This is a genomic window from Micromonospora sp. MH33 (assembly GCF_003013775.1).
GTDB lineage: Bacteria > Actinomycetota > Actinomycetes > Mycobacteriales > Micromonosporaceae > Micromonospora > Micromonospora fulviviridis.
Genome location: NZ_MUYZ01000222.1, coordinates 1 through 11,898, shown reverse-complemented (window position 1 = coordinate 11,898; position 11,898 = coordinate 1). Strand labels below are relative to the sequence as shown.

At 73.4% G+C, this 11,898-nt stretch carries 11 protein-coding genes and 2 pseudogenes; 4 read left to right on the top strand and 9 right to left on the bottom strand.

All coding sequences use genetic code 11. From position 1 onward, the window contains the following. Positions 1-263, top strand: a pseudogene (locus B0E53_RS26340) (hypothetical protein); the annotation flags it as partial. A 497-nt stretch (positions 264-760) separates the two neighbouring features. Then, complete coding sequence (locus tag B0E53_RS26335; protein ID WP_107078498.1) at positions 761-1,855, top strand: AI-2E family transporter; 1,095 nt, start codon at positions 761-763, stop codon at positions 1,853-1,855. Between the two features lie 3 nt (positions 1,856-1,858). Here B0E53_RS26335 and B0E53_RS26330 read toward each other — a convergent pair whose 3' ends face one another. The 7 genes from B0E53_RS26330 to B0E53_RS26300 form a co-directional block, all read right to left on the bottom strand. Continuing rightward, entirely contained in the window at positions 1,859-2,668 is an 810-nt protein-coding gene (locus B0E53_RS26330) for an alpha/beta hydrolase (protein ID WP_107078494.1), read from the bottom strand. A 66-nt stretch (positions 2,669-2,734) separates the two neighbouring features. Beyond that, a complete protein-coding gene (locus tag B0E53_RS26325) occupies positions 2,735-3,067 on the bottom strand; it encodes a hypothetical protein (protein ID WP_107078497.1) in 333 nt (110 codons plus the stop codon). A gap of 58 nt (positions 3,068-3,125) precedes the next feature. Beyond that, on the bottom strand, positions 3,126-4,208 hold the full coding sequence (locus B0E53_RS26320; protein WP_107078493.1) for a hypothetical protein: 1,083 nt from the start codon (positions 4,206-4,208) through the stop codon (positions 3,126-3,128). Then, positions 4,205-4,699, bottom strand: a complete 495-nt coding sequence (locus tag B0E53_RS26315) for a SigE family RNA polymerase sigma factor (RefSeq protein WP_107078492.1) — start codon at positions 4,697-4,699, stop codon at positions 4,205-4,207. The genes B0E53_RS26320 and B0E53_RS26315 overlap by 4 nt, the downstream gene beginning before the upstream one ends. 41 nt (positions 4,700-4,740) lie before the next feature. After that, positions 4,741-6,531 (bottom strand): 3-hydroxybutyryl-CoA dehydrogenase, encoded by a 1,791-nt coding sequence (locus B0E53_RS26310; RefSeq protein WP_107078491.1) that lies wholly within the window; start codon positions 6,529-6,531, stop codon positions 4,741-4,743. 125 nt (positions 6,532-6,656) lie between these two features. Then, positions 6,657-7,721: an alpha/beta hydrolase gene (locus B0E53_RS26305; RefSeq protein WP_107078490.1), complete on the bottom strand. Its 1,065-nt coding sequence runs from the start codon at positions 7,719-7,721 to the stop codon at positions 6,657-6,659. Positions 7,722-7,807: 86 nt separating this feature from the next. Continuing rightward, positions 7,808-8,266: an FHA domain-containing protein gene (locus B0E53_RS26300; RefSeq protein WP_107078489.1), complete on the bottom strand. Its 459-nt coding sequence runs from the start codon at positions 8,264-8,266 to the stop codon at positions 7,808-7,810. Between the two features lie 250 nt (positions 8,267-8,516). On the opposite strand from B0E53_RS26300, the gene B0E53_RS26295 reads away from it, so the two are divergent. Then, positions 8,517-10,019, top strand: coding sequence for an aldehyde dehydrogenase family protein (locus tag B0E53_RS26295; RefSeq protein ID WP_107078488.1), 1,503 nt, complete (start codon positions 8,517-8,519; stop codon positions 10,017-10,019). Between the two features lie 18 nt (positions 10,020-10,037). Here the strand turns inward: B0E53_RS26295 and nucS are convergent, their stop codons facing one another. After that, positions 10,038-10,697 carry an endonuclease NucS gene (nucS, locus tag B0E53_RS26290; protein WP_107078496.1) on the bottom strand — a complete coding sequence of 220 codons (660 nt, stop codon included), beginning with the start codon at positions 10,695-10,697 and terminating at the stop codon, positions 10,038-10,040. Between the two features lie 71 nt (positions 10,698-10,768). On the opposite strand from nucS, the gene B0E53_RS26285 reads away from it, so the two are divergent. Continuing rightward, positions 10,769-11,386: a DUF4126 domain-containing protein gene (locus tag B0E53_RS26285; protein ID WP_107078495.1), complete on the top strand. Its 618-nt coding sequence runs from the start codon at positions 10,769-10,771 to the stop codon at positions 11,384-11,386. Positions 11,387-11,577: 191 nt separating this feature from the next. Here the strand turns inward: B0E53_RS26285 and B0E53_RS26280 are convergent. Then, positions 11,578-11,898: pseudogene (locus B0E53_RS26280) on the bottom strand (hypothetical protein); the annotation flags it as partial.

Genomic DNA, 11,898 nt, shown 5'->3' with positions numbered 1-11,898 from the left:
AGGCGGCGACGGAGACCGGCGAGCCGGCGGCGGACGGTGCGAAGGCCCGCCCGGTCGCCGAGCCGGTGACCACCATGGACGGTTCCGGCGCCAGCGCCGGCGTGGACGGCGAGCCGACCGTGGCCGCCGTGCCGGGCGAGGGCGGCCGGGGCGCCACCTCCACGAAGATCACCAGCACCGGCGAGAACGGCAAGCGTCCGACCAAGCCGACCACCGACGAGCGCAGCGCCAAACCGAGCACCGTCACCGTCGACACGGACTGACCCGCCGCCGATCCGGGCAGCGGCCCGCCAGGTCCTGCATTGCCGCAGCACCGGCGGGCCTGACGGCCGGGAACAGTCCCACCTCGGCGAGCAGGCGGGGGCCGCCGCTGAGCGTGCGGGCAAGGGGTGACGGGAAGTGGCGGAGGGGCTGGTCGGAGCGGGCGTCGACCGCTAACCTGCGGGGACAGAAGGGCCGCGCCGTCGAGGACCCGTCCGGTGCTCACGGTCCGCCGCAGGGGCGCTCCGCCGGGCCGGAGCGGGGAGCCGGGGAGGCACGGGTGTCGCAGGAGGGATCCGCCGCCCCGGACGACGACCCGCTCGACGCGTTGCGCTCCGAACCGGATCCTCGCGACACGGGCGCCACCTCCCGCCGCCCCGACGCCCAGGACCTGACCGACGGCGCAGGACGGGCCGACAGCGCACCACGGGCCGACAGCCCAGGACCGGCCGGTGCGCGAGAACCCGTCGCCACCGACGAACCAGGCGGCAAGCCCGAGCTGGCCGAGGTCGTCGTGGAGACCGAGCCGGCCGAGTTCGAGCCGAGCGGGCGGTTCGGCGTACCGGGCCGGCCGCTGCGGCGCAGCAGCTTCCTGGTCGGCTTCACCGGGGCGCTCGGCGTGCTGCTGGCGTACGCGGCCTTCCTGGGCGTACGGAACTCGGCCGGCATCCTGGTGCTGGTGGTGATCGCGCTCTTCCTCGCCGTCGGCCTGCACCCGGCGGTGGTCCGGTTGCGCCGGTGGGGGCTGCCGCACGGCCTCGCGGTGGCGGTGGTGACGCTGACCGTGTTGCTGCTGATCGTCGGCGGGCTGCTCGCCCTGGTGCCGCCGGTGGTGACCCAGTCCGGGCAGTTCATCGAGCATCTGCCCGGCTACGTCGACGACCTGCGCCGCAACCCCACGGTCAACGACCTCGTCGAGCGCTACGACGTGATGCGGCGCGTCCAGTCGGCGGCCAACGCGGACACCATCGGCCGGGCCCTCGGCGGGGTGCTCGGCGGGGCGCAGCTCATCTTCGGCACCATCTTCCGGGCGCTGACCGTGCTGGTGCTGACCATCTACTTCCTGGCCTACTTCAACAAGCTGCGCGATCTCGGGTACGCGCTGGTGCCCCGGTCCCGCCGGCAGCGGGTACGCCTGATCGGCGACGAGATCCTGACCCGGGTCGGCGCGTACATGGTCGGGGCGCTGACCATCGCGGTGCTGGCCGGGGCGAGCACCTTCGTGTTCGCCCTGGTGGTCGGGCTGCCGTACCCCTTCGCCCTGGCCGTGGTGGTCGCGGTGACCGACCTGATCCCGCAGATCGGGGCGACCCTGGGCGCCGTGGTGGTGACCCTGGTCGGCCTCGCCACCGACCTGCCGGTCGGCGTCGCCTGCCTGGGCTTCTTCCTGGTCTACCAGCAGGTGGAGAACTACTTGATCTACCCGAAGATCATGCGCCGGGCGGTCTCGGTCAACGAGGTGGCGGCGCTGCTCGCAGCCCTGCTCGGAGTGTCGCTGCTGGGCGTGGTCGGCGCGCTGATCGCCATCCCCACGGTGGCCGCACTCCAGCTCATCCTGCGCGAGGTGGTGCTGCCCCGGCAGGAGTCCCGCTGACCGTCAGCCGGCGCGGCGCTGCTCCGGCCCGGCCACCGGGGTGTCGGCGAAGGCAGCCACCGTCCGGTCGGCGTACGCGCTGGCGTCGCCGGTCTCCATCGGGCCGTCCCAGGTGGTCGGCAGCGGTACCGGCACGGCCGGGTTCACCCGGCTGACGATCTCGTTGAGCACCGTCTCCGCGTCGCCGACCCAGAGGTGCTTGGCGCCGGGCACCCCGACCACCTCGGCCTGCGGCACCGCGGCGAAGCGCTGCCGGGCCTCCTCGGGGCGCAGGTAGTCGTCGAACTCGGGAACCAGGGCGGTCAGCGGCCGGCCGGACTCGGCCCAGACGGTCAGGTCCTCGGGCTGGGAGAAGCGCAGCGGCGGGGAGAGCAGGACGGCTCCGGCCACCGCCGGGTCGCAGCCGTACTTCAGCACCAGGTCGGTGCCGAACGACCAGCCGACCAGCCAGATGTTCGGCAGCTCGTGGAACTCGGCGTACTCGATGGCGGCGGCCACGTCGAAGCGCTCGCCGACCGCGGCGTCGAAGGCCCCCTCGCTGGTGCCGCGGACGCTGCTGGTGCCCCGGGTGTTGAAGCGGAGCACGGCCAGGTCGGCCAGCGCGGGCAGCCGCCAGGCCGCCTTGCGGAACACGTGGCTGTCCATCATGCCGCCGTGGGTGGGCAGCGGGTGCAGGCAGACCAGGGTGCCGGCCGGCTCCCGGTCCAGCGGCCGGGCCAGCTCGCCGACCAGCGTCAGCCCGTCGGCGGTGTGCAGCTCGATGTCCTCCCGGCGGCCGGGCAGGATCGACGACGCACGGATCGGTTTGCTCACCGTCCCAGTCTCCCGCGCCGCCGCCCGCGCCGCCCGCCGGGGCGGAAACAGCGTGATCCAGATCGCTCAGCCGTGGCGGGGGGCGCCCCGGCCGCGCTGGAGGTTCGGCCCGCGCCGGTCCCGCGCCCCCCAGCAGCCGCTGTGCCAGTGCCGGCGGTCGGTCAGGTCACCCCGGTCGTCGGCCGGCCAGGCCACCACGTGCGCCACCCCGGGGCGGATCTCCTGGTCGCAGCCGGGGCAGCGGTACGTCTTGACCGACGCCCCGCCGGTGATGCCGCGAACCTGCCAGTCGCCGTCGCGCCACTGCTGGACGGTCGGCACGCCCTGGCGTGCCCGCTCGGCGTCCAGGTGGGTTTTCTCGTCTCGGCGGGGACGGTTGCGACGGGGGCTCACGGTCACCAAGCGTACGGTCCGCCGGCCGGACCGCCCCGGGTCGGGCGGCTCCGGCCGGCGGATCTCACTTCCAGGTCTCCGGATCGGTCAGGTCCGTCGCCACCTGCGCCCCGGCCAGCACGGTCGTCGCGTCCGCCTCCGTGAAGGCCGACTGGCCCTCGTGCCCGTGATTGCGCGGCAGCGGCCAGCCGAAGTCGGCGGTCAGGTGTGCTTTCGGAATGCCCAGCAGATCGAGCTTCGTGCCGTCCGGATAGAGGTAGGCGGGACGGCCACCGACCGTGCGGTTGCTGTCGGCGCGGTCGACCGCGATCTGTGACCCGTACTGCAACCGCACCCACATGGTCGCGGACGGCGCCCGGTAGAGGGTGAGCTCGACGTGGAGACCTCGGGGGAAGGCCGTGGCGTCGACGGAGCAGGCGCTCAGCCGCGCACCCTGGGGCAGCACGCCCAGCCGCAGGGGCGCATCGCACCGGCGCGCCTCGCCCCAGCGGAGGGCGTCCACGGCCTTGGCCAGCGTGCCCCGATCGGCGTCGCCGAGCATGCTCGCCCGGGCGTACAGGCCGGGGACGGGCTGCCAGCCCTTGACCAGACCGCCGGCGCCGTTCCGGAACTGCCGGACGGCGCCGTCGAAGGTCACCGGGATCGCGGCCTGCTCGGCGGGGAGGCCGTTGAGCAGAAGCTCGTCGACCTCCTGCGCGGAGCGGCTCACCTCGATGAGCACCGGCCGGCCGCCCCCCACACTCATCCGGATCGACTCCACCTGGGCTGAGCCGTAGACGGCCCACCCCAGGTAGCGGGCCTTGCGGGTGTCCACGCCCAGGTGCAGCACCGTCGTGTCGGTGCCCACCAGGTCGGGCCGCTGGGCGGCGCCGGGCACCCCGTCGGCCCTGGGCGGCAGCGGGGCGGCGACGTCGGGCGTCGCGGCCGCCCAGGGCAGCCGCCCGGACAGCCCGCCGACGTCCGTTCCGGTCACGCCGGCGAAGCCGACGACGCCCACCAGGGCGAGCGCGGTGCCGGCGGCGACCCGGCGGCGCACCTGCCGGCGCCGTCCGAGGGCGCGGGACTCCCGCAGCAGCCGATGGGTGTCGGTCTCCCCCTCGGCGCGCTCCCGCAGCACCGAGGTGATCCGCTGGTCGAGGTCGGTCACGGCCGGCTCCCCTTGGTCGTCGGGACGCCGCAGCGCTCCCGGAGTTGGGCGAGCGCCCGCATCGCGTGGGTGCGGACGGTGACCGGCGAGCAGTCGAGGATCTGGGCGATGGTCGCGTCGTCCAGGTCCTCGTAGTAGCGCAGCACCAGCACGGCGCGCTGGCGGTCGGGGAGGGCGCGGATCAGCCGCCACATCTCGTCCCGGTCGGCCGCCTCGCCGCCGAGGTCACCGCGCTGGGGCCGCTCGGCGAAGGTGTCCACGGCCAGTTCCCGGCTGGACCGCCGGCGCCACCACGACGTGTTCGCGTTGACCAGCATCCGCCGCACGTACACGTCGGGCCGGTCGGCCCGGGCGATCTTCCGCCAGTGCACGTACGCGCGGGCCAGGACGTCCTGGGTCAGGTCCTCGGCGCGGTGCTCGTCGCCGGTCAGCAGCCGGGCCAGGCGTAACAGGGCCGGGCCGCGGCTGCCGACGTACTCCTCGAAGGTCACGCCCTGAAGACGCCGTCACCGGCGCCCGGTGTTGACCCGGATCAGCGCTTGGTGTGGTCGCGGAAACCGCGGCCGCTCTTGCGGCCCAGGTAGCCGGCGGTGACCAGGTGCTCCAGCAGCGGCGCGGGGGCGAAGCCCGGCTCGCGCAGCTCCAGGTAGAGCTCCCGCTGGATGGCCAGCGAGACGTCCAGGCCGACCACGTCGAGCAGCTCGAACGGGCCCATCGGGTAACCGCAGCCGAGCTTCATGGCGTGGTCGATGTCGTCGGCCGTCGAGTAGCTGGCCTCCAGCATCTTCACCGCGTCGTTCAGGTACGGGAAGAGCAGCGCGTTGACGATGAAGCCGGACCGGTCGCCGCAGACCACGCCGGTCTTGCCCAGCGCCGCGCAGACCGCCCGCGCGGTGGCGCTGGTCTCCGCCGAGGTGCGGATGGTCTGCACGATCTCCACCAGCGGCATGATCGGCGCCGGGTTGAAGAAGTGCAGGCCGATCACGTCGGCCGGCCGCTGGGTGGCCATCGCCACGTCGATCACCGGCAGCGACGAGGTGGTGGTGGCCAGCACGACGCCCGGCTTGCAGATCTCGTCGAGGCTGGCGAAGAGGGCCTTCTTGACGCTCAGTTCCTCGACCACCGCCTCGACCACCAGGTCGACGTCGGCCAGGTGGTCCAGGGTGGCCGACCAGGTGACCCGGCCGAGCGCGGCGTCCCGGTCGGTCTCGCTGAGCTTGCCCCGCACCACGCCCTTGTTCAGCGAGGTCTTGACCGCCTCGCAGACCTTGGCGGACTTCTCCGCGCCCCGGGTCACCGAGATGACCTCGTAGCCGGCCTTGGCGAACACCTCGATGATGCCGGTGGCCATGGTCCCGGAGCCGACGATGCCGACCTTGGCGATCGCCCGGGCGCCGTCGGCGAGCGCGGCGCCCGTGGTCACCGGGGTGTGCTCGTCGGGTACGACCACCGGGGAGCCCGGCCGCTCGTAGGTGTAGAAGCCGCGGCCGGACTTCCGGCCGAGCAGACCGGCCGTGACCATCTGCTTGATCAGCGGCACCGGGGCGTGCCGGCGGTCGCGGCCGCCGCGCCGGTACATGGTGTCCAGGATCTCGTACGCGGTGTCCAGGCCGATCAGGTCCATCAGCGCGAGCGGGCCCATCGGCAGGCCGCAGCCCAGCTTCATGGCGGCGTCGATGTCCTCGCGGGTGGCGTAGCGGGCCTCGAACATGCTGACCGCGTGGTTCAGGTAGCCGAAGAGCAGCGCGTTGGCGATGAACCCGGCCCGGTCGCTGATGGTGACGTCGACCTTGCCGAGCCGCCCGCAGAGCGCCTCCACGTCGGCCACCACGTCGGCGGAGGTGACCACGGTGCGGACCACCTCGACCAGCTTCATCACCGGCGCCGGGTTGAAGAAGTGGATGCCGATGACCTGGTTCGGCCGGGTGGTGGCGACGGAGATCTCGGTGACGCTCAGGGACGAGGTGTTGGTGGCCAGGATCGCCCCGGGCTTGCAGACCCGGTCCAGCTCGGCGAAGATCCGCTGCTTCAGGTCCAGGTGCTCGGGCACCGCCTCGATCACCAGGTCCACCGAGTGCAGGGCGTCCAGCCCGACCTGCCAGTCGATCCGGGCCAGCAGCGCGTCCCGGTCGGCCTCGGCGAGCTTGCCCTTGGCCACCGCCCGGTCGGTCGAGCCGGTGAGGGTGGTCCGGCCGCGCTCCAGGGCGTTCGCAGAGATTTCGACGGCCACCACGTCGATGCCGTTGCGGGCGAACACCTCGACGATGCCGGCACCCATGGTGCCCAGACCCACCACGCCCACACTGGTGAACTCGCGCGCCACGACCGGCCTCCCCTTGGTGTACTCCGCCGTTGCCGACATGAACGGCCGCTAAGGTTATGCGCCGGAGTCTGCCACGTGACGCTGCGTTGTCGAGACGCCGTGGGATATTTCACGCACCGCGCCGGTCAGACCCCCGTCGGTACCCCCGCGAGCGCCAGCAGCTCGGCGACGAACTCGGCCGGCCGCTCCAGGTGCGGGCTGTGCCCGCAGCCGGGCAGCACCAACTCCCGGTACGTCCCGCCGGCCGCCGCGTACCCGTCGAGGACCGCCCGGGTCTGGCCGACCATCGGCTGCGGCGGGCAGTCCGCCGCCCCCGGCCAGCCGGGCACCACCCCGAGCGACCCCAGGTACGCCAGGTCGAACAGCGAGGTGTCCGAGACGATCACGTCGGCGTCGCCGCGTACCCAGGTCACCGGCGGCTTGGCCGGGACGGCGACCAGCTCGTCGGCGAGCCGGAAGTGGGCCGGCGCCAGCGCGTTGAGCACCCCGCGCTCCCCCGCCGCCGTGCCCGGCCAGTGCGCCGAGGCGACCGCCGTGCCGGGGTAGTTGTCGTCCCCCGTGGCGGTGGTCAGCATGCTCTCCAGCAGCAGCTCCTCGTCCCCGCCGAGCGACGCCGGGTCGGCCACGTACGCCGAACGCAGCACGTTGCGCGGGCTGGTCGGGCCGTCGGCACCCCGGTCCCGCGCGGCCAGCCGGGCCACGAAGTCGGGGTTCGCGGTGCCCGCGCCGGTGCCGGCGAAGTCGGGCGTGGTGGGGGTGCCGTCGAGGTCCAGCGTCCCGCCGAAGCCGTACGGGGAGACCGGCGCCTCCAGCAGCAGCCCGGCCACCCGGTCCGGGCGGTCGACCAGCAGCCGCATCGCCACCCCGCCGCCGAGCGAATGCCCCACGACCACCGGCCGGGCGCCGGGGGCGAACAGCCCGGGGGCGTCGAGCAGCGCGGCCAGGTCGTCGGCGAAGTCGCTGAGGCCCCGGGTGGCGTCGACGGGGGCGGTGTCGGTCTCGCCGTATCCGCGCAGGTCGGGGGCGACCACCCGGAGCGTCTCCGGCAACCGGGGCAACAATGGCTCCCAGAACGCGGCGGACGACACGTTGCCGTGCACCAGCAGCACCGGCACGCCGTCCGGCGGGCCGGCCACCCGGACCGCCTGGGTGATGCCGTTGGCGTGGACGGTGTGTCGCTCGCTCCGCATCCGCGCATGCTGGCACGGCCGTCCGCGACCGGTCCATGTGGGCGGCCGCCATCCGGCGCCGCGGGAGGGTGTGGCGGAACTCCGGGTCAGCGGTGCGCCTCGACCACCAGGGGCAGCGTGCCGCGCGCCTCGACCGGCGGCCGGGGCGCCGGCGGGACCGGCAGTGGCAGGGTGGGCCGCTGGTCGCGGCGCGGCTGCCCGAAGCTCATCCCGACCGGATCGGTCCGGGCCACGCCCGGGTCGAAGAAGCGCAGGTCGGTGCGGCCGAGCCGGATGACGTCGCCGTCGGCGAGCGGCACGCTGCCGGCGATCCGCTGGTCGTTGAGCCAGGTGCCGTTGGTCGAGCCGAGATCGGTGAGCACCACCCCGTCGGGGGTGGCCTGGACCGTGGCGTGCCGACGGCTCAGGTGCGGGTCGGCCAGCACGATGTCGGCGCTCGGCGCCCGGCCGACCAGCTGTGGATCCCGACCGACCCGGAAACTCAGCCCCCGCATCGCCCCGCCCGACACCGTCAGCAGCGGCATCAGTTCCGGATGCTTCTCCATGGACAGTCGACCTCCACCCCACCGTCGCTCCGCGGCGTCAGCCTGCCACCTCACGGTAATCGCTCCCACCACCGCGCGGTCACCCCTGTGACCCCGGCCGGCCATCTCCTGTTCGCCGTTTCGGCGGGCGTCGCCGGTTCAATGGGCGGCACGGCCGTCGATCCCGCCGGGCCCGCGACACCGCGACCTGGGCAGAGTACGGGCCGCGCGGGACCTACCGATGAGTAACGCTCGGGTCTAGACTTCGGCCATGACGGCTGTGCATGTCCCGGGAACCCCGCTCATCGAGGACGGCCAACTGGTGTCGACGAGCCCGGCGACCGGCGCGGAGGCCGGGCGACTCCCGGTGGCGACCGAGGCGGACGTGCGGGCCGCGGTGGAGCGGGCCCGTGCCGCCGGCGACTGGTGGGCCGGGCTGGGCTTCGCCGGCCGGCGCGACCGGCTGCTGCGCTGGCGCGGAGTGCTCGCCCGCCGGATGGAGGAACTGGCCGACCTGGTGCACACCGAGGGCGGCAAGCCGGTCGGCGACGCCGTGGTGGAGATCCTCACCGCGCTGGAGCACATCGACTGGGCCGCCCGCAACGCCCGCCGCGTGCTCGGGCCGCGCCGGGTCCGCTCCCGGCTGATCCTCGCCGAGTTCACCGGCCACCTGGAATACCAGCCGTACGGGGTGGTCGGCGTGATCGGCCCCTGGAACTACCCCGTCTTCACCCCGATCGGCTCCGCCGCGTACGCCCTGGCCGCCGGGAACGCGGTGGTGTTCAAGCCCAGCGAGTACACCCCGGCCGTCGGGCAGTGGCTGGTGGACCGGTTCGCCGAGGTGGTGCCGGAGCAGCCCGTCTTCCAGGCGGTGCACGGGCTCGGCGACGTGGGGGCGGCGCTGTGCCGCTCCGGGGTGGCGAAGCTGGCCTTCACCGGCTCGACCGCCACCGCCAAGAAGGTGATGGCCGCCTGCGCCGAGACGCTCACCCCGGTGCTGCTGGAGGCGGGCGGCAAGGACGCCATGATCGTGGACAGCGACGCCGACCTGGACGCCGCCGCCGAGGCGTGCGTCTGGGGCGCGCTGACCAACGCCGGCCAGACCTGCATCGGCATCGAGCGGGTCTACGCGGTCGACCAGATCTTCGACGCCTTCGTCGACAAAGTGGTGACGAAGGCCGGCCGGCTCACCGTCGGCCCCGACGGCGCCGACATCGGCCCGATCACCATGCCGTCCCAGGTCGACGTCATCCGCCGGCACATCGACGACGCGGTGGCCCGCGGCGGCCGGCCGGTGCTCGGCGGCCCCGACGCGGTCCAGCCGCCGTACGTGCACCCGACCGTGCTGGTCGACGTGCCGGAGGACTCGACCGCCGTGCGTGAGGAGACCTTCGGGCCGACCCTGACCGTCAACCGGGTCCGCGACGTGGACGAGGCCGTCGAGCGGGCCAACGCCCTGTCGTACGGTCTCGGGGGTTCGGTCTTCGGCCGCAAGCGGGCCGTGGCGGTCGCGCGGCGGCTGCGCTCCGGGATGGCCTCGGTCAACTCGGCGCTGACCTTCGCCGGCATGTCCACGCTGCCGTTCGGCGGGGTCGGCGACTCCGGCTTCGGCCGCATCCACGGCGAGGACGGGCTGCGCGAGTTCGGCCGGGCCAAGTCGATCACCCGCCGCCGGGCCCGGTCACTGCTGCCCTCGATGACCTTCGAGCGCACCCCGGCCGACGTCGCGCGCCTGGTCAAAGCCGCCAAGCTGATGTACGGCCGGGGCCGCTGACGACCCCGGCCCGCCGGCTCAGAACAGGGTCAGCTCATCGCGCTCGATGCCGCGCAGCCTGTCGTAGTCGACCACCACGCAGCGGATGCCACGGTCGGTGGCGAGCACCCGGGCCTGCGGCTTGATCTCCTGCGCGACGAACACCCCGGTGACCGGGGCGAGCAGCGGATCGCGGTTCATCAGCTCGAGGTAGCGGGTGAGCTGCTCGACGCCGTCGATCTCGCCGCGCCGCTTCACCTCGACCGCCACCGCGCCCTGGTTGGCGTCCCGGCAGAGCAGGTCGACCGGGCCGATCGCGGTCATGTACTCCCGCCGCACCAGGGTGAAGCCCTCACCGAGGGTCTCCGGGTTCGCGGCCAGCAGCTCCTGCAGGTGCGCCTCGACGCCGTCCTTGCGCAGGCCCGGGTCGACACCCAGCTCGTACGAGGTGTCCTGGAAGATCTCCTCCAGGGTGATGCGCAGCTCCTCGCCGGCCTTGTTGACCACCCGCCACACGCCGGGGGCCTCCTCCAGCCGGCACGGCGGGCTCATCCAGTTCAACGGCTTGTACGCCCGGTCGTCGGCATGGATCGACACCGACCCGTCCGCCTTCACCATGAGCAACCGGGTGGCCGGCGGCAGGTGTGCCGAGAGCCGTCCGACATAGTCCACCGAGCACTTCGCAATCACCAACCGCACCCGACGAGGGTAGCGGAGCACCCGGCCATCGCCGACGAGCGCCACTGGTGTACCGGTGCGATATTGAGATCGTGCTCGAAGCCCTCACCGGTTCCGGCCTCGCCGCCTCGGCGGGCCTGAACGCCTACATCCCTCTCCTGCTGATGGGTCTGCTCGCGCGCTACACCGACCTCATGGAGCTGCCGGGCGGCTGGCAGTGGCTGGGCAACGGCTGGGTCCTGCTGATCCTCGCCGTGCTGCTCGCCGTCGAGGTGGTGGCCGACAAGGTGCCGGTGGTCGACCACGTCAACGACGTGGTGCAGACCGTGGTCCGGCCCACCGCCGGCGGGCTGGCCTTCGGCGCCGGCTCCAGCTCGGAGACGGTCACGGTCAGCGACCCGGACACCTTCTTCTCCTCACACCAGTGGGTGCCGGTCGTGGTCGGCGTCCTCATCGCGCTCGGCGTGCACCTGCTCAAGTCGGCGGCCCGGCCGGTCATCAACGCGACCACCGCGGGGTTCGGTGCCCCGGTGGCCAGCACCGCCGAGGACGCGACCAGCGCGGTCATGTCGGTGGTGGCGATCCTGCTGCCGGTGCTGGTGCTGGCGTTCCTGCTCGGGTTCGTGGCGTTCCTCTTCTGGTTCCTGCGGCGACGTCGTTCGCGGCGGCGCGAACGCCGGGCTGCTCGGGCTGCCGGGTTCCGGGTCTGACCTTGGTTGCGCTTGGGGCTGGGGGCGAGGGTGACCGGCTCCGGGCGGTCAGGCTTGATCCCTGCGCCGGTCACCCTCGCCCCCAGCCCGCCGTGGTCCATCACCGCGCGTCCCTAGCCGTCTTTCCCCTCTGGGTACGCCGCTGGCCGGCACCCCGTGTTCGGGGTGCCGGCCAGCGTTTGCTTCTTGGGTCAGCTGTTCCAGTGCTGGGCGACGAGGTCGGCGGCCTGCTGCTCCCACTGCGCGTACGCATCCGGGTAGGCCGAGACCTGCACGGTCTGGGCGGCCTCGGTCAGCGGCATGTCCTGCCAACCATCAACCTGCTTCAAGCCCTTCTCGAACGCCAGGGTCGAGTACTCGGGGTCGGTGATCTGCTCCGGCGTACCCCAACCCGAGGACGGCCGCTGCTGGAACAGACCCAGCGAGTCATGGTCATTCTTGTCGCCGAGGTGACCCAGGTTTTCCAGCTTCGACTCCTGCAGGCTCGTGGCGATCGAGATGACCGCGGCCCG